The 15,945-nt window shown below is 72.6% G+C and carries 18 protein-coding genes; 6 read left to right on the forward strand and 12 right to left on the reverse strand.

The window, feature by feature from the left end; translation table 11 throughout:
* Positions 1-6: 6 nt before the first annotated feature.
* Together ABZU91_RS10755 and ABZU91_RS10760 are read right to left on the reverse strand one after the other, a co-directional pair.
* Positions 7-903, reverse strand: coding sequence for a hypothetical protein (locus ABZU91_RS10755; RefSeq protein ID WP_355237198.1), 897 nt, complete (start codon positions 901-903; stop codon positions 7-9).
* A 17-nt stretch (positions 904-920) separates the two neighbouring features.
* Positions 921-1,214, reverse strand: coding sequence for a hypothetical protein (locus ABZU91_RS10760; RefSeq protein ID WP_355237201.1), 294 nt, complete (start codon positions 1,212-1,214; stop codon positions 921-923).
* A 104-nt stretch (positions 1,215-1,318) separates the two neighbouring features.
* Here ABZU91_RS10760 and ABZU91_RS10765 point away from each other — a divergent pair, with 104 nt between their 5' ends.
* Positions 1,319-1,768: a hypothetical protein gene (locus ABZU91_RS10765; RefSeq protein ID WP_355237204.1), complete on the forward strand. Its 450-nt coding sequence runs from the start codon at positions 1,319-1,321 to the stop codon at positions 1,766-1,768.
* A gap of 21 nt (positions 1,769-1,789) precedes the next feature.
* On the opposite strand, the gene ABZU91_RS10770 is transcribed toward ABZU91_RS10765, so the two are convergent.
* The 3 genes from ABZU91_RS10770 to glpK form a co-directional block, all read right to left on the reverse strand.
* Positions 1,790-2,239, reverse strand: coding sequence for a YbaB/EbfC family nucleoid-associated protein (locus ABZU91_RS10770; protein ID WP_355237206.1), 450 nt, complete (start codon positions 2,237-2,239; stop codon positions 1,790-1,792).
* A gap of 88 nt (positions 2,240-2,327) precedes the next feature.
* On the reverse strand, positions 2,328-2,750 hold the full coding sequence (locus ABZU91_RS10775) for a DUF3592 domain-containing protein (protein WP_355237209.1): 423 nt from the start codon (positions 2,748-2,750) through the stop codon (positions 2,328-2,330).
* Between the two features lie 3 nt (positions 2,751-2,753).
* Complete coding sequence (gene glpK / locus ABZU91_RS10780; RefSeq protein WP_355237212.1) at positions 2,754-4,238, reverse strand: glycerol kinase GlpK; 1,485 nt, start codon at positions 4,236-4,238, stop codon at positions 2,754-2,756.
* A gap of 77 nt (positions 4,239-4,315) precedes the next feature.
* On the opposite strand from glpK, the gene ABZU91_RS10785 reads away from it, so the two are divergent.
* The gene (locus ABZU91_RS10785) at positions 4,316-5,254 is read left to right on the forward strand and encodes a ribose-phosphate pyrophosphokinase (RefSeq protein ID WP_355237214.1); all 939 of its coding nucleotides are present in this window, start codon (positions 4,316-4,318) and stop codon (positions 5,252-5,254) included.
* Between the two features lie 188 nt (positions 5,255-5,442).
* On the opposite strand, the gene ABZU91_RS10790 is transcribed toward ABZU91_RS10785, so the two are convergent.
* Positions 5,443-5,883, reverse strand: a complete 441-nt coding sequence (locus tag ABZU91_RS10790) for an ATP-binding protein (RefSeq protein WP_355237217.1) — start codon at positions 5,881-5,883, stop codon at positions 5,443-5,445.
* Positions 5,884-6,003: 120 nt separating this feature from the next.
* Between ABZU91_RS10790 and ABZU91_RS10795 the strand changes: the two genes are divergently transcribed.
* Together ABZU91_RS10795 and ABZU91_RS10800 are read left to right on the forward strand one after the other, a co-directional pair.
* The gene (locus tag ABZU91_RS10795) at positions 6,004-7,128 is read left to right on the forward strand and encodes a DUF5931 domain-containing protein (RefSeq protein ID WP_355237220.1); all 1,125 of its coding nucleotides are present in this window, start codon (positions 6,004-6,006) and stop codon (positions 7,126-7,128) included.
* A gap of 14 nt (positions 7,129-7,142) precedes the next feature.
* Positions 7,143-7,790, forward strand: a complete 648-nt coding sequence (locus ABZU91_RS10800) for a response regulator transcription factor (RefSeq protein ID WP_355237606.1) — start codon at positions 7,143-7,145, stop codon at positions 7,788-7,790.
* 5 nt (positions 7,791-7,795) lie between these two features.
* Here the strand turns inward: ABZU91_RS10800 and ABZU91_RS10805 are convergent, their stop codons facing one another.
* Positions 7,796-8,368 (reverse strand): DUF5709 domain-containing protein, encoded by a 573-nt coding sequence (locus ABZU91_RS10805; protein ID WP_355237223.1) that lies wholly within the window; start codon positions 8,366-8,368, stop codon positions 7,796-7,798.
* Between the two features lie 51 nt (positions 8,369-8,419).
* A complete protein-coding gene (locus ABZU91_RS10810) occupies positions 8,420-9,418 on the reverse strand; it encodes an SDR family oxidoreductase (RefSeq protein WP_355237226.1) in 999 nt (332 codons plus the stop codon).
* A 204-nt stretch (positions 9,419-9,622) separates the two neighbouring features.
* Here ABZU91_RS10810 and ABZU91_RS10815 point away from each other — a divergent pair, with 204 nt between their 5' ends.
* The gene (locus ABZU91_RS10815; protein WP_355237229.1) at positions 9,623-10,822 is read left to right on the forward strand and encodes a glycosyltransferase; all 1,200 of its coding nucleotides are present in this window, start codon (positions 9,623-9,625) and stop codon (positions 10,820-10,822) included.
* Positions 10,823-10,895: 73 nt separating this feature from the next.
* Here the strand turns inward: ABZU91_RS10815 and ABZU91_RS10820 are convergent, their stop codons facing one another.
* From ABZU91_RS10820 to aroA, 4 genes are all read right to left on the reverse strand, one after another.
* Positions 10,896-11,750, reverse strand: coding sequence for a hypothetical protein (locus ABZU91_RS10820; protein ID WP_355237609.1), 855 nt, complete (start codon positions 11,748-11,750; stop codon positions 10,896-10,898).
* A gap of 59 nt (positions 11,751-11,809) precedes the next feature.
* A complete protein-coding gene (gene hisN / locus ABZU91_RS10825; protein ID WP_355237232.1) occupies positions 11,810-12,628 on the reverse strand; it encodes a histidinol-phosphatase in 819 nt (272 codons plus the stop codon).
* A gap of 28 nt (positions 12,629-12,656) precedes the next feature.
* Positions 12,657-13,652, reverse strand: a complete 996-nt coding sequence (gene rsgA, locus ABZU91_RS10830; RefSeq protein WP_355237612.1) for a ribosome small subunit-dependent GTPase A — start codon at positions 13,650-13,652, stop codon at positions 12,657-12,659.
* Positions 13,653-13,787: 135 nt separating this feature from the next.
* The gene (gene aroA, locus ABZU91_RS10835) at positions 13,788-15,089 is read right to left on the reverse strand and encodes a 3-phosphoshikimate 1-carboxyvinyltransferase (protein ID WP_355237235.1); all 1,302 of its coding nucleotides are present in this window, start codon (positions 15,087-15,089) and stop codon (positions 13,788-13,790) included.
* Between the two features lie 101 nt (positions 15,090-15,190).
* On the opposite strand from aroA, the gene ABZU91_RS10840 reads away from it, so the two are divergent.
* Positions 15,191-15,901 carry an SOS response-associated peptidase gene (locus ABZU91_RS10840; RefSeq protein ID WP_355237238.1) on the forward strand — a complete coding sequence of 237 codons (711 nt, stop codon included), beginning with the start codon at positions 15,191-15,193 and terminating at the stop codon, positions 15,899-15,901.
* Positions 15,902-15,945: the final 44 nt, after the last annotated feature.

Below are 15,945 nucleotides of genomic sequence, written 5' to 3' on the forward strand. Positions count from 1 at the left end.
GGGCCCTCAGTGGTTCCAGGCGTCGTTCCCGAACAACCTCGACCACAGATTGTCGACCACGCCCGAGGTGCCCCAGACGGTGTCCCCGTCGCCGTCCGCACCGGCCGGCGCGACCTGGGTGCCGCCTCCGTAGATCAGGTAGCCGGGTCCGGTCGGGGAACCGACCGCGTGGCGGGCGCCGCTGTGGATGCCGTAGCCCACGAAGTCGCGTTCCCACTTGGACAGGAACCCGGCGGCCACGTTGTCGAGCCCGTCGACGGTGGCCTGGACCAGGTCCTTCAGCACCCCGACGTCGCCGCTGCCCAGGTGGGTGCCGACGTCGAACGAGGCGGCGCCCGCGATGGCCGCCGCCCCGCCGGTGGCGACGGCCTCGGCCATCGTCTCGATCCCCTTCAGGAAACTGAGCGCCGAGGCGGCGAACGAGGCTGCCGTGGCCTCGGCCGACGCCGCGGCGGGCGCTCCGACGACGGTCGCCGAGGCCGCCACGATGAAAGTGGCGAAGGCCAGCAGGATCGTGGATACCACCGCGTACGCCACGACGAGGGCGAGCAGGACCCCGCCCACGCAGAGCATGGTGACGCCCACGGTGACCGTCAGCACCTGGGTGCCGACGACCTGGACGCCGTACGCGTTGATGTGCGCCCCGAACGCGTCGCGGTCCTTGCCGCTCCACTGGGCCGCTGTGAGGGTCGCGAGGGCGTCGTCGAGGTTGCCGTGTGCGGTGCCGAGCTGGTCGTACATGGCCAACCAGTCACCGCCCTTGCGCATGATCGTCTCGGGGTCGCACTGGTTGAAGTAGACGATCTGCGCGATCGGCCAGGCCGACGGGATGACCGAGGCGGCCACGCTGATCTCGGCCATCGCGATCTTCGCCGCGGCCGCGGGGTAGGTAGGGTCTGCCATGTCGGTCTCCGGCGTCGTCAGCGGGGAGCGATGGTGCTGGCGGTCTCGGCGGCTTCCCAGTTGTCCGCCGTACGGCCCAGCCGGGACCGGACCTCGGCGAGGTGCTCGCGTTTGGTGCGCAGTTGCTCCTCGACGAACTCGATCGCGCCCACGTAGGCGACCGCGAGCTGCGGCACCACCGAGGTGAAGTTGCTGTGTTCGATGGCGCGGGCGGAGGCCAGCAGCTCGGCGCAGGCGTCGAGGGGCGGTCCGACCTGACGTTCGATCGTCTCGCCGAGCGCACGGATCGCCGGCGGGTCAACCTCGATCATCGACTCTCCCCGTGTACGCGATCGATGTTCATGTTGCCGGAGCCCGGACAGCCTAACAGGATCATGGATGGGCGTGAGTGCCCGTCGCTGGTAGCCTGCGACCCATGCCAGCCGGACCGTCCGCGTCGACGCCCCCCGACAACTACGCGGCCCGGATGGCCCGCCGGCCGCGCTGGCAGCGGGTGGCGATGCCAATCGTGCTGCTCCTGGCCCTCCTGGTACTGCCGGTCGGCCTCGGCCGCAATCTTATCGGCGCCGAGCGGGTGAGCATCCAGGTCGAGTCCTGTGACAACGATGGTCCCAAGGGGGCCGAGCGGTGCCGTGGCACGTGGAGCATGTCCGACGGCCGGGTGGTCACCGGTCCGGTGGGCGGTGGCGCCCCGCACGCCGGGGACCGGGTCGACGGCTGGGCCAACGGCGACCGGGCCACCGTCAGCCTGATGGCCTGGGTCATCGCCCCGTTGCTGGTGGGCTCGGCCCTGCTGGCCGCCATGGTGGCGCTCGCCGTCGTCTATCTGCGGGCGGCCGCGAAGCGGGTGCGGCGCAGCCGCTGACCCGCTCCGGGCCGGCGACCGTCACACCCCCAGTTGACGCCGCAGTCGTTCCAGCATCTCCGTGCTCTCCCGGAGCGGCCCGCTGACCATGTCGTTGAGCTGCGCCAGCTTCGCCTGAGCCGCCGCCGGATCGTGCACGAGCGTCGCCGGTCCGGCCGGACCACCCACCTCGCGCATCACCTCGGCGGTCGCCCGTGCCAGGTCGGCCCGTGCCTCGCGCAGGAGGCCGGCGACCAGTTCCGACAGCTCGGCGGCGGGCAGGCGCAGGGCCCGTGGGTCGATCTGGAGTTCCCGGGCCGGGTCGTCGGCGGTGCAGGTGACGCGGACCAACCCGTTCTCGCTCTCCGCGCGACCGGTCAACCCGGTCAACCGGCCGCGCAGTTCCTCGCCGCGACCCAACTGCTCCCGCATCCGTGCGGCCAACTGCGCCATCACGTCCGGTCTCGGTGTGTCGCCGATCGGCCCGCTCATCGTGCCCCTCCCGCTGTCGTCGGTCTGACCGGCCGACGGTACCCACCGCGACCCGGAGCTGGGGGGCCGGACCATTGTGGAGGGCGGGTCAGCCCAGTCTCACGAAGACCCCGATGCCGACCACCAGCACGACAACGCTGACCGTGAGCAGCGAGACGAACGGGACCAGCACCGAGGACGTTCCCGCCGCGCTCGGCGACTCGACGAGGATCCGGTTCGGACGCTCGGGTTCGTACACGACGGTGACCGGCCCCGGCGCGGCCGACAGCGGGGTCTGCCGGAAGCGTCCCGGCGTCGCGGTCACCACGGAACCGTCGGTCGGCCGGTACCGCACCACCGGGTAGTAGGTCCGGGGACCGTTCCCCCGGATGACCGGACGCAGCTCCACCACCTCACCCGGCGTCCGTACGCCCCGGCGCAGCAGGCCGAGGTCGCGCCGGAACCGGACGAGGGCGTACGCCATCCCGGCCAGGCCAAGGCCGGCCAGGATCGTCAGCACCACCTGCGGCATGACTCACTCCTCCCAGTCGAGGGTGCGCTGGACGGCCTTGCGCCACTGACGCAACTCCCTCTCGCGCAGCTCGGGGGCCATCGTCGATTCCCACTGCGCGTCGGAGCGCCACTGCGCGCGCAGGGTCGCGAGGTCGGGCCAGAAACCCACCGCCAGACCGGCGGCGTACGCGGCGCCGAGGCAGGTGGTCTCGGTGATCCGGGAGCGGACCACCGGAACGTCGAGCACGTCGGCGAGGAACTGCATGAGCAGCGCGTTGGCCGTCATCCCGCCGTCCACCCGGAGCCGGCGCAGCGCCACGTCGGAGTCGGCGTCCATCGCGTCGACCACCTCGCGGGTCTGCCACGCCGACGCCTCCAACACGGCCCGGGCCAGGTGTCCCTTGGTGATGTAGCCGGTCAGGCCGGCGATCACCCCGCGCGCGTCGCTGCGCCAGTGCGGGGCGAAGAGACCGGAGAACGCCGGCACGACGTAGCAGCCGCCGTTATCGTCCACGGTGCGGGCCAGGTCCTCCACCTCGGACGCCGAGGAGATCAACCCGAGGTTGTCCCGCAGCCACTGCACGAGCGAGCCGGTGACCGCGATGGCGCCCTCCAGGGCGTACGCCGGTGGTTGGTCCTTGATCCGGTACGCGACGGTGGTGAGCAGGCCGTGCGTCGACGGGACCGGGCTGGCGCCGGTGTTGAGCAGCAGGAAGCTGCCGGTGCCGTAGGTGCACTTCGCCTCGCCCGGCTGGAAGCAGGTCTGCCCGAACAGGGCGGCCTGCTGGTCGCCGAGCGCGCTGGCCACCGGCACGCCGGCCAGGACACCGGTGGCCGTGCCGTACACCTCGGCGGAGCAGCGGATCTCCGGCAGCATCGCGGCCGGCACGCCCAGCGCGTCCAGCAGTTCCGGGGCCCAGTCGAGGGTGGTCAGGTCCATCAGCAGGGTCCGGCTGGCGTTGGTCACGTCGGTGACGTGCCTGCCGGTGAGCTTCCAGATCAGCCAACTGTCCATCGTGCCGAACAGCACCTCGCCGCGCTCGGCGCGCTCGCGCAGACCGTCGACCTCGTCGAGCAGCCACCGCAGCTTCGGACCGGCGAAGTAGGTGGCCAGCGGAAGGCCCGTGCGAGCCCGGAAGCGCTCCTCGCCGTACGCCGAAGACAGCTCGCGCAGCAACGGCCCGGTGCGGGTGTCCTGCCAGACGATGGCGTTGGCCACCGGGCGGCCGGTGGCCCGGTCCCAGACGACGGTGGTCTCCCGCTGGTTGGTGATGCCCAGGGCGGCGAGCCCGCTCGCGTCGATGCCGGCGGACCGCAGCGCCTCGGCCACCACCTGCTGCACGTTGTCCCAGATCTCCTCGGCGTCGTGCTCCACCCAGCCGGGGCGGGGAAAGATCTGGCGGTGCTCGCGTTGGGCCGCGGCGACGATCTCCCCGGCGGAGTCGAAGACGATGCACCGCGAGGAGGTGGTGCCCTGGTCGATGGCGGCGACGTACTCGGGGGTCACGGCAGCACCGTACCCAAACCGGCGACGCGGAGCGACCGACGTCACGTCGGCCTTCGCTTCGCCTACGATGTGCGAACGTGCGCGACATCGCCGTTTTCAGTGGAACCGCCCATCCCGATCTGGCTGCCGAAATCTGCGCCCACCTGGGGGTGCCGCTGCATCCGGTGCGGGTCTCCCGGTTCGCCAACGACTGTCTCGAAGTGCAGTTGCAGGCCAACTGCCGCGAGCGGGACGTCTTTTTGATCCAGCCGCTGGTGCCACCGGTCCAGGAGAACCTGGTCGAGCTGCTACTGATGATCGACGCGGCGCGGGGCGCGTCCGCCGGCCGGATCACGGTGGTGCTGCCGCACTACGCGTACGCCCGCTCGGACAAGAAGGACGCGCCACGGATCTCGATCGGCGCCCGGCTCGTCGCCGACCTGCTGACCTCGGCCGGAGCGGACCGGGTACTCGCGCTGACCCTGCACTCGCCGCAGGTGCACGGCTTCTTCAGCGTTCCCGTCGACCACCTGCACGCGCTGCGGGAGTTGGCCACCCACTTTCGGCGGTACGACCTCAGCAACACCGTCGTGGTCTCGCCCGACCTGGGCAACGCCAAGGAGGCCGCGGCCTTCGCCCGGCTGCTCGGCACGCCCGTCGCGGCCGGTGCCAAGCAACGGTTCAGCGACGACCTGGTCAAGATCAGCGCGGTGATCGGTGAGGTCGCCGACCGGGACGTGATCGTGTTGGACGACGAGATCGCCAAGGGCAGCACGGTGATCGAGCTGATGGAGCACCTGCGCGACCTCAAGGTCCGCTCGATCCGGTTGGCCTGCACGCACGGCCTGTTCTCGGGCGACGCGTTGCGTCGGCTCAGCGACCAGAACGGGGTGTTGGAGATCGTCTGCACCAACAGCGTCCCCATCGCCGCCGAGAAGAGGGTGGAGAAGCTCCAGGTCCTCTCGGTGGCTCCGGCGCTGGCCGAGGCGATGCGCCGGATTCACAACGGAGAGTCGGTCTCCGCCCTCTTCGGCTGACCTCAACGCCTACCGCCCCGCCCTCACCCCACCCCACCCCACCCCGCCCTCGCCCCGCCGCGCCGCTCCCGCCCCCGCCGATCTTGCAGTTTGTGTTGCCCAAATGTCGCCTTGGGACCGCTTTGTCGCCACCGAAAGTGCAAGATCGACGCGACGAGGGGCGGGGGACGGGGGGCGACGCGACGAGGTTAGGGGGTGGGGAGGGTGGCGGTTATGCGGACCGTGGTGCCGGCGGAGCTGGTGGCGATCTCCATGGCGTCGGTCAGTTCGCGGGCCAGCCAGAGACCCCACCCGCCCGCGGTGTCCGGGGCGGGGCGGCTCCGGTCACCGAGCCGCTGCGGGGTGATGCCGTGCCCGTGGTCCGCCACCTCGCAGAGCAGCTCACCGGGCTCCTGCCAGAGCCGCAGCCACCCGCGCCCACCGCCGTGCCGCACGGCGTTGGTGATCAGCTCGTTGACGGCGAGCACGAAGTCGTCCAGTCGTTGGCCGTCGAGACCGCAGGCGTGCGCGCAGGAGGTGACCGAGTGGCGAATCTCGGTCACCTGGGCCTGGTTGAAGGCCTCGGCGATCAGGAGGGCGGGTTCGATGGGCACAACCGTACGCGGTGCGTGCGGATCTGCATTCGTCATGGCCCTGTCCCGGGTGCGGATCTCGGAGTATTTCGCGGCTTTTCAACCGTACTTCAGCGTTTCTCGCACCGCACGCCGTGGCCCCCGCGCGGCTGACCCGGCTGTGGCATCCTGACCGCCATGCCGTCCCCGCCAGGTGGTTTCGAGGTGCCGCTCTGGCGGGCGCTCACCGTGTTCCGGCTGGCCTCCCTCGGGTACGTCTGCGCGCTCGCCGTGCGCGACGTCGACAGGTACGACCATCCGATCGCCGTCGGCGCCCTGGTACTGCTGATGATCATCTGGACCGGAGTGACAGCCGTCGCGTACGCCCGGCCGGCCTGGCGTCGCTGGCCGCTGCTGCTGGTCGACCTCGGCGTGGTGATTGCCATCGTGCTGTCCAGCCCGTGGGTGGTGGGACGGCAGGCGCTCGGACACGGCGTACCCACTCTCGGGGTGGCCTGGATGGCCGGCCCGGTGCTGGCCTGGGCCGTCTCCGGAGGCCGGCGTCGCGGCACGGTGGCCGCGCTGCTGGTGGCCGGCGCGGACCTGGCCACCCGGGAGCGGATCGGCCAGTCCTCCTTCACCGGGGTGATCCTGCTGCTGCTCGCCGGGCTGGTGGTCGGGCACGTCGCCCGGCTCGCCGCGACCGCCGAGGAACGCCTGCAACACGCGGTGGAGTTGGAGGCCGCCACCCGGGAGCGGGAGCGGCTGGCACGCGACATCCACGACTCGGTCCTCCAGGTGCTGGCGCTGGTGCAGCGGCGCGGTGCGCACCTGCCCGGTGAGGCCGGCGAGTTGGCCCGGCTCGCCGGTGAACAGGAGGCCGCACTGCGCGCCCTGATCGCCGACGCCACCCCGGCCGCGCTGACCGGGACGGACGCGGTGGACCTGCGTGGCCTGCTCGGCCGGTACGCGTCGGCGGCGGTGTCGCTGTCCGCGCCGGCGACCCCGGTGACCCTGCCCCGGCAGGTGGCGGGCGAGTTGGCGGCCGCCACCGGGGCGGCCCTGGACAATGTGGGCCACCACGCCGGAGGGCGGGCCTGGGTGCTGATCGAGGACGAGGGGGAGACCGTGACCGTGTCGATCCGTGACGAGGGGCCCGGCATCGGAGAGGGCAGACTGGCCGAGGCCGCCGCGCAGGGGCGGCTCGGCGTGACCCAGTCGATCCGCGGTCGGGTGTCCGACCTGGGCGGGACGGTCCGGATCATGTCGAGCCCCGACGCCGGCACCGAGATCGAGCTGACCGTGCCGAGGACGCGGCGGTGACCGCCGTGCGGGTGATGGTGGTCGACGACCATCCGATGTGGCGCGAGGGCGTGGCCCGGGACCTGGCCGAGGCTGGCTTCCTGGTGGTGGCTACCAGCGGCGAGGGGCGGCAGGCGATCCGTGTCGCCGCCGCCGTTCGACCCGACGTGGTCGTACTCGACCTGCAACTACCGGACATCTCCGGCGTCGAGGTGGTCGTCGGGCTGCGCGCCGTCCTGCCCGACGTGCGGGTGCTGATGCTCAGTGCCAGTGGCGAGGAGCAGAGCGTGCTCGACGCGGTCAAGGCGGGCGCCACCGGCTACCTGGTGAAGTCGACGGCACCCGGTGAGTTCCTCGATGCGGTACGTCGCACCGCCGCCGGCGCTCCCGTCTTCACGCCCGGTCTGGCGGGACTGGTGCTGGGGGAGTACCGCCGGTTGGCCGCCGGGCCGGACGCGGGCACGGCCGACGACGGTGAGCCGGGGACGCCCCGACTCACCGGCCGGGAGACGGAGGTGCTGCGCCTGGTGGCCAAGGGGATGTCGTACAAGCAGATCGCCGAGCGGCTCGGCCTGTCCCACCGTACGGTGCAGAACCACGTGCAGAACACGCTCGGCAAGCTGCACCTGCACAACCGAGTCGAGTTGACCCGCTACGCCATCGAGCGTGGCCTGGACGACTGACCGGCTCAGACCGAGCGCGGCGGCTCGGTCTCGTGGATGGCCAGCTCCTCCGCGGTCGCCCCGCCACCCGCCGAACCGGCGTCGTACGCCACGGAATCGGTCTCCTGGTCGGTGTGCGCCCCCTCGTCCGGTTCCACCAGCCGGCCCACCGTCGCGTCGGCGACAGTGCCGAGCTGACCGTGGTCGTAGAGGGAGACCGGCGAGTTGGGATCCGAGGTGGGCCCCGGGTTCATCACGTCGGCGTCGAGCTGGGCCTCCGCCGCGGCGGCCTCGTTCTCCGCCTCGAAGGCGATCTTCGGGTCGACCGGGCCGGCGAGCGGGTCGTCCACCGGACGCTCGTACACCTCCCGATCGAGCTTGTAGTCCAACGACTCCCCGTCCAGTTGCTCCTCGGCGGTCGTCCCGAAGCGGTCCACCGCCACCGGGGTCCGGTCGCCGGGCAACTGGGCCGGGTCCGGGCCGTCCGCCTCGCGCCCGGTGAGCACGTCGTCGTTGGCGGTGGAGTCGTCATCGGCGGTGTCGGGCAGGCCCTGCGCCTCGGTGTCGGACACGGGGGTCGGGTACTCGTTGTCGCGCATGTCTGATCACTACCCGCTGCCCTCGCGCCGTAACCGGAGCACGGCTGGTCATCAGCGGTCGGGGCGGGATCGACGGTTCATCGCCGCCATCGTGCCGACGGCGGTGCCGGCGGCGGCGAGACCGAACGCCGCCGTCATCCGCACCAACTGACGTCGTCGACCGTGCCAGCCGCCGTCGTGGCTGGCCTGCCCGTCGGCATGGAACACGTTGCCGGTGCTGTCCAGTCGGACGCCCGGGCCGAACTGGGTGCGGTGGGCGTACCAGCCGAGGGTCCGCTCGACCAGCGCCGGGGCCAAGCGCCACTGCAGGCCGAGCAGCCGGGCCGCCCCACCCGCGTACGCCTCGCGGCGTGGTCGGCGCAGCAACCGCACGATCGTCTCGGCGACCACCTCCGGCGGGTAGATCGGCGGGGGCGGCACCAACTCCCGGCCGGTGTGGTTGGCCGCGTGCCGGAAGAACGGGGTGTCGATGGTGGCCGGCAGCACGGTGCAGACGGAGATCTGCCCCCGGCCGGTGACCCGCAGCTCCTGCCGAACGGTGTCGGCCAGGCCGCGGATGCCGTGTTTGGCGGCGTTGTACGCCGACTGATACGGCATCGCCACCTCGGCCAGCACCGACGCGTTGTTGACCAGCACGCCCCCACCGGCCGCTTCGAGGTGCGGCAGCGCGGCCTTGATGCCGTGCACGGTACCCAGCAGGTTGACCTCCAGGACGCGCCGGAACTCGGCGACGGGGATCTCGTCGAACAGACCCACCGCGCTCACCGCGGCGTTGTTCACCCAGGCGTCGACGCGGCCGAATTCGACCACCGCCCGCTCGGCCAGGTGCTGGACCGAATCGAGGTCGGTCACGTCGGTCGGTACGGCCAACGCTCGGCCGCCCAGTTGTCGGCAGCGCTGCGCGACCTGTCCCAGCGCCTGCTCGCTGCGGGCGGCGAGGACCACGGCCGCGCCGCGGCGGGCCAGCGCGTACGCGGTTGCCGTGCCGATCCCGCTGGACGCGCCGGTGATCACCACGGTCGAGTCGTCGAGGCTCCGGGTCAGCGGCATTCACCAGCGGTACCCCGGGTCGGGCCTGGTCATTCCCACCGGCCGTCGACGATCCGAATCGGGGCTACTGTGATTGCCGTGGCGCAAGTGTCGGTGGCACTCGCGGTGACTGTTCCCGATCTGCCAGGTTTCGGCTCGGGTCCCGCAGGTTAATGGGACGCTCTGACCGGGACCGCCGAGGAAAAGATCGCAGGGAGGTGACCCATGCGCGTCGGCCTCGTCTGCGCGCACAGCAGTTCGTACCGGCACGCCGACGGCCCGCCGGTCGGCACCCGACAACACATCGCACGGGTCGCCGCCGAGTTGGTCGGCAGAGGCCATGATGTCCGGATCTACGAGCGCCAGGATGATCCGGCCCTGCCGGCGACGGCGGACGTCGACGGCTACCGGGTGCACCGGGTGCCCGTCGGCCCTCCGACCGCCCTGCCCACGGCCGGGCTCGTACCGCACGTCACCGAGTTCGGCCGCTGGTTGACCGACGAGTGGGGCGGCGCCTGGCGTCCCGAGGTGGTGCACGGGCACTACTGGATCGGTGGCCTGGCCGCCGCGCACGCCGTCCGGGAGACCGACATCCCGGTCGTGCAGACCTTCCACTCCCTCGGCGTGGAGCAACTCCGTCACCTCGGCGGCGGGTACGACGGCCCGGGGGAGCGCATCCCGCTGGAACGGGCGCTGACCAGGGCGGTGGACATCGCCGTCGCCCAGTCCAACGACGAGGTGGACGAGCTGACCCGGATGGGTCTGCAACGGACCTCCGTGGCGATGGTGCCGGCCGGCGTGGACATCGCGCAGTTCCACCCGGACGGCGAGGCGGCCCCGCGCGAACAGCGGGCCCGGATCCTCTCCGTCGGCGGACTGTCCCCGGGGCACGGCCAGGACGACCTGATCAGGGCGATGCGACTGGTCGGCGACGCCGAACTGGTGATCGCCGGTGGCCCACCCGCCGATCAACTGTCCCACCACGCGGAGTCGCGCCGCCTGCGCGAACTGGCCGAGCGCGCCGGGGTGGCCGAGCAGGTACGCCTGGTCGGGGCGGTGCCGCACGACCAGATGGCGACCTGGTACCGCTCGGCCGACGTGGTGGCCTGCACCCCGCACTACTCCTCCGCCGGGCGGGTCTCCCTCGAGGCGATGGCCTGCGGGGTGCCGGTCGTCGGCTACGCGATGGGTGGCCTGGCGGACGCCGTCGTCGACGAGGTCACCGGCCGCCTGGTGCCACCCGGCGACGTCCGGACCCTCGGCCTGTCGCTGCGCCGGCTGCTCGGCGACAACGCCGGCCGGTTCGCCTACGGTCACGCCGCAGTTGACCGGGTCCGCAGCAGCTACACCTGGGAACGGACCGCCGGTGCACTGGAACGCCTCTACGAGCGGGTGGTGAGCCGCCGCAAGCCCGTCGAGGCCTGAGACGACACGGCCCACGCCACGCCCGCACGGTGTGGCGTGGGCTGCTCGCTCACCGGCGTGGTGGGCTTCTCGCTCAGATGGGCCGGCCCACGCCGACCATGGCCCGGTCGCGGCGGTGCGCCATCGAGCGGTGCTGCTGCGGCTGGGCGTACCGGGTCAGACCGATCACGGCCGCCAGGGTGACCAGGAAGCCGACGGCGGCCAGCCACTCCCGCCCCGGCCAGATCTTGTCGTTGAGCAGCAGCAGGCCGACGATCGCGGCGGGCACCGCCCCGGCCGCGTCCATGGCGGCGACGGCAGCGGTCGTCGAGCCGCGCTGCATGGCCAGGCCGAGCAGCAGTTGGCCGACGATCGAGTGGGCGACCAGCAGGTAGAACAGCGGGTCGGCGAGGAACGCCTCGGCCGACGGCGCGGAGGCCAGGGGGCGTGCCGCGACGGCGGCCGAGGAGAACGCCAACCCGGCCAGCGAGCCCAGCGCCACCGAGCCGGGCGCGCCGTGCAGCCGGACGGCGAAGACGCCGAGCACCGCGATGACACCGAGCGCCACCAGGAGGGCCACCGAGCCGGCGGTGCCGAGCTGCTTCGACGGCGCCGGCCGGGCGGCCAGCACCAACGCGGTGATCCCGGCGAAGAGCAGGGCCAGCAGGGCCACCTCCGCCATCGGCAACCGCCACTTCAGCACCAGTACGCCGATGATGGCGGTCACCCCGAGCCCGGCCGCCACGCTCGCCTGCACCAGGAACAGCGGCAGATCGCGCCGGGCCAGGAAGGCGAGCACGAAACCGCCGATCTGACAGGTCAGCCCGACCAGGTATGTCCGGTGCCCGGCCAGTCTCAGCAGCAGACCCGGATCGAAGGTGTGGTGCACGGTGGTGCGGGCCGCCGCCACCGACTGGAGCAGGTTGGCGAAGCCGTACGCGACGATCATCGCCGCGAGGAAGCACCAGCCGGAGGAGACCACCTGGCGAGGATAGAGGTTGTCGTGAGTCAGCGCTCGGCTGGTCGATCGAGGCGGGCGAGGATGTCGGCGTGCAGCACACCGTTGGTGGCCACCACGCTGCTCTCGGTGCCGGGCTCGCCCGTCGGCGCGGGTCGACCGCTCAGATCGGTGATCGTGCCACCCGCCTCGGTCACGATCGGCACCAGCGCCGCCACGTCCCACAGGGACAGCTCCGGCTCGACCATCACCTCCAGCGCGCCCTCGGCCAGCAGCACGTAGCCGTAGAAGTCGCCGTACGCCCGGCTGCGCCAGCCGGCCCGCAACAGGTCGAGCATCGCGTCGAGCCGGCCGGCGTCCTCCCACCCGGTCAACGACGAGTAGCAGACGCTCGCGTCGCCGACGTCGCGTACCGCGGACACGCCGATCCGCTCGCCGGCGTCGGGACCGGGACCGGCGTACGCGCCCGCGCCCGCGCTCGCCCACCAACGCCGCCCCAGCGCCGGCGCGGACACCACGCCGACCGCCGGACGGTCACCGTCGTACAGCGCGATGAGGCTGGCCCACACCGGCACCCCACGGACGAAGTTCTTGGTCCCGTCGATCGGGTCGACGATCCACCGGCGACCACGCAGGTCGGTGGCCGGGGCCGCGCCGTACTCCTCACCGAGCAGTCCGTCGCCGGGCCGGTGCTCGGCCAGCAGCGCGCGGATCTCCCGCTCGACGGCGGTGTCCGCGTCGGAGACCGGTGTCAGGTCCGGCTTCGTGTCCACCCGCAGGTCGAGCGCCCGGAACCGGGCCGTGGCGATGGCGTCGGCGCGGTCGGCGAGCAGGTGGGCGAGGGCGAGGTCGTCGGCGTACCCGGTCATGCCGGCAACCTAGCCGACGCCCGCCGGCTCACTCGTCGGGCCCGCGCCGGTCGTCCTCGCCGGGCCCGCGCTGGTCGCTGTCGCCGCGCGCGTCGCCGTCGCCGGCACGCGAGGCGAGCAACCGGCGGTACGACGCCAGCCGGCGCGGGTCGGCCTTGCCGGCGGCCACCCAGGCGTCCAGGGCGCAGTCGGTCTCGTCGGCCGTGTGCTGGCAGTTGGGCGGGCAGTCGACGGTGCCCTCGACCAGGTCGGGAAAGCCGTGCAGCAGGCTGTCGGCGGAGACGTGCGCCAGCCCGAAGCTGCGGATGCCCGGGGTGTCGATGATCCAGCCCGGGTCGGTGTCGACACCCGGCACCGGTGGCAGCCGCAGCGCCACGGCGCTGGTCGAGGTGTGCCGGCCACGGCCGATCGCGCTGACCACGCCGACGGCGCGCGCGGCCTCCGGGACGAGGCGGTTCACCAGCGTCGACTTGCCCACTCCGGAGTGCCCGACCAGTACCGAGACCTTGCCGCTCAGCAGCGCACGAAGCGCGCCCAGGTCGGAGTCGGGCCGGTTGAGCACGTACGGCAGCTCCAGCTCCGTGTAGTAGCCCAGCACCTCCTCCGGACCGGCCAGGTCGGCCTTGGTGAGGCAGAGCAGCGGCTCGACGTCGGCGTCGTACGCGGCCACCAGGCAGCGGTCGATGAACCCGGTACGCGGCGGCGGGTCGGCCAGCGCGCTGACGATCACCAACTGGTCGGCGTTCGCCACGACGACCCGCTCCAACCGGCCCTCGGCGGTGGTCTCGTCGTCGTCCGCCGTGCGACGCAGCACCGAGCGGCGCTCGGCGATCCGGACGATGCGGGCGAGAGCGCCCTGCGCGCCGGAGGTGTCCCCCACGAGGCTGACCCGGTCACCCACGACCACCGACTTACGGCCCAGTTCCCGGGCCCGCATCGCGGTCACCGTCGGCAGCTCGGCCCCGACCACGCCGCGTTCGGCGCCGGCCAGCACACACTGGTAGCGGCCCCGGTCGACGGCGATGACGAAGCCGTCGACCGCGTCACTGTGCTGGGGTCGGGTGCGCGTACGCGGACGCGACGACTTGCCGGGCCGGACCCGTACGTCGTCCTCGTCGTACTCCCGCCGTTTGGTCGCCAGGACCGTCCCCTTCTCGCGTCAGCTCTTGCCAGTCACCATCGCTGACCATAGTGCCGGGAACTCGGGCATCGTCTTGGAGGTACACCCCACGTCGTCCACCTCGATGCCCGGAACGGCGAGCCCGGCCACCGCTGCGGCGTGCGCCATCCGGTGGTCCTGGTGGGTGCGGAAGACTCCGCCGCGCAGTGGGCGGGGCCGGATCTCCAACCCGTCCGGTGTCTCGGTGATGTCGGCACCGAGCCCGCCGAACTCCCGCGCCAGCGCGGCGAGCCGGTCGGTCTCGTGGCCGCGGATGTGCCCGACGCCGGTGAAGACCGACGGCGAGTCGGCAAGCATGGCCAGCGCGGTCAACACCAGGGTCAGCTCGCCGACGTCGGACAGGTCGGCGGTCACGCCGTGCACCACGCCGGTGCCCCGGACGGTGAGCCCGCCGGTGGAGAGGGTGACCTCGCCGCCCATCTGCTGCAGCAGCGTGCGGAGCCGGTCGACCGGCTGCGCGCTGCGGTGCGGCCAACCCTGCAGGGTCACCTCGCCGCCGGTGACCAGGGCGGCGGCGAAGAACGGCACGGCGCCGGAGAGGTCGGGCTCGATCTCCCAGCCGCGCCCGGTGAGCGGGCCGGGCTCGACGGTCCACACGTCGGGGGTGCTGTCGTCGACGGCGGCACCGGCAGCGCGCAGCATCTGCACGGTCATCCGTAGGTGTGGCGCGGACGGCACCGGCGGGCCGACGTGGCGCACCACGAGGCCCCTGTCGAAGCGGGGAGCGGCCAGCAGCAGCCCGGAGACCAGCTGGCTGGACGCGGAGGCGTCGATCACCACCGCACCGCCGGTGACCCGACCGGCGCCGAGCACGGTCAACGGCAGGCTGCCCGAGCCGGTGACGTCGATCCGGACGCCCAGCGAGCGCAGCGCGTCGACAAGCGGGCCGAGCGGGCGGGTGCGGACGTACGGGTCGCCGTCGAAGGTGACCTGCCCGTCGGTCAGGCCCGCCACCGGCGGCAGGAACCGCATCACGGTGCCGGCCAGCCCCACGTCCACGTGGGCGGGGCCGACCAGCGGGTGCGGCCGGACCAGCCAGCGCTCGTCGTCACTGATCGAGACGTGCGCGCCCATCGCGCGCAGACCTGCGGACATCAGCTCGGTGTCGCGGGCGCGCAGTGGCTCGGCCAGGGTCGACGGCCCGGCGGCCAGGGCGCTGAGCACCAGGGCGCGCGCGGTCATCGACTTGGAACCGGGTAGGCGCAGCGTCGCCGCCACCGGGTCGGATGCGGTCGGTGCGGTCCACGGCTGCGGCGGCCGGGTCGCGGTCAGATTCCCCACGGTTACATTCTGCCGTGCCGGCCGGTGGGAGGCATCGACCGGCGGTCGTACTCCCGGTTGGCGGGACAGCAGGCGGGGCCCCGGAGGGATAGCGTGGGCGCATGTGCGGCAGGTACGCGACGACCCGTGGCGCCGGTGAGCTGAGCGCCCTGTTCGAGTCGTCCGACGACACCGACGGGGTGATCCGGCCGGATCACAACGTCGCGCCCACCGATCGCGTTCCGCTGGTCCGGCTCACCCCCGAGGGTCACCGCAGTCTCTGCGTCGCCCGCTGGGGTTTCCTGCCGCACTGGTCCCGGTCCGCCGCCGGCGCGGCGCGCATGATCAACGCGCGGGCCGAGACGGTGGCCACCAGTCGGGCGTACGCCGGCGCGTTCGCCCGGCGTCGCTGCCTGGTTCCGGCCGACGGCTGGTACGAGTGGGTCCGTCAACCCGACGGCGGTCGGCAGGCGTACTTCATGACCCCGGCCGACGGCTCGGTGCTCGCCCTGGCCGGCATCTGGTCGGTCTGGGAGTCCGGCGCCGACAGTCGGCTCACCTTCAGCGTGCTGACCACAGCGGCTGTCGGCGAGCTGGCCGAGGTGCACGACCGGATGCCGGTGCTGCTGGAGCCCGAGCGGTGGTCGTCGTGGCTGACGCCGTGTGACGAGCCCGAGCGCCTGCTCACGTCCGCGTCGCCCGACCTCCTCGCCGGGTTGGAGATCCGCCCGGTCGGGCCGGCCGTGGGCGACGTCCGCAACGACGGCCCGGAGTTGACGGCCCGGGTGTCCGTCCCGTCGATGTCGTCCCCGCCGGAGCTGACCCTGTTCTGAGAATGAGAGGCATCGTCGGGCGCCGATTTGCCAGGTTCTGATCG

Origin of the sequence: Micromonospora sp. NPDC005174, from assembly GCF_040608495.1 — a bacterium.
Classification (GTDB): Bacteria; Actinomycetota; Actinomycetes; order Mycobacteriales; family Micromonosporaceae; genus Micromonospora.

Coding starts and splice junctions, on each gene's coding strand:
- ABZU91_RS10755 (WP_355237198.1), bottom strand. CDS start 903: ATGGCAGACCCTACCTACCCCGCGGCCGCGGCGAAGATCGCGATGGCC.
- ABZU91_RS10760 (WP_355237201.1), bottom strand. CDS start 1,214: ATGATCGAGGTTGACCCGCCGGCGATCCGTGCGCTCGGCGAGACGATC.
- ABZU91_RS10765 (WP_355237204.1), top strand. CDS start 1,319: ATGCCAGCCGGACCGTCCGCGTCGACGCCCCCCGACAACTACGCGGCC.
- ABZU91_RS10770 (WP_355237206.1), bottom strand. CDS start 2,239: ATGAGCGGGCCGATCGGCGACACACCGAGACCGGACGTGATGGCGCAG.
- ABZU91_RS10775 (WP_355237209.1), bottom strand. CDS start 2,750: ATGCCGCAGGTGGTGCTGACGATCCTGGCCGGCCTTGGCCTGGCCGGG.
- ABZU91_RS10790 (WP_355237217.1), bottom strand. CDS start 5,883: ATGACGAATGCAGATCCGCACGCACCGCGTACGGTTGTGCCCATCGAA.
- ABZU91_RS10795 (WP_355237220.1), top strand. CDS start 6,004: ATGCCGTCCCCGCCAGGTGGTTTCGAGGTGCCGCTCTGGCGGGCGCTC.
- ABZU91_RS10800 (WP_355237606.1), top strand. CDS start 7,143: ATGGTGGTCGACGACCATCCGATGTGGCGCGAGGGCGTGGCCCGGGAC.
- ABZU91_RS10805 (WP_355237223.1), bottom strand. CDS start 8,368: ATGCGCGACAACGAGTACCCGACCCCCGTGTCCGACACCGAGGCGCAG.
- ABZU91_RS10810 (WP_355237226.1), bottom strand. CDS start 9,418: ATGCCGCTGACCCGGAGCCTCGACGACTCGACCGTGGTGATCACCGGC.
- ABZU91_RS10815 (WP_355237229.1), top strand. CDS start 9,623: ATGCGCGTCGGCCTCGTCTGCGCGCACAGCAGTTCGTACCGGCACGCC.
- ABZU91_RS10820 (WP_355237609.1), bottom strand. CDS start 11,750: ATGATCGTCGCGTACGGCTTCGCCAACCTGCTCCAGTCGGTGGCGGCG.
- hisN (WP_355237232.1), bottom strand. CDS start 12,628: ATGACCGGGTACGCCGACGACCTCGCCCTCGCCCACCTGCTCGCCGAC.
- ABZU91_RS10840 (WP_355237238.1), top strand. CDS start 15,191: ATGTGCGGCAGGTACGCGACGACCCGTGGCGCCGGTGAGCTGAGCGCC.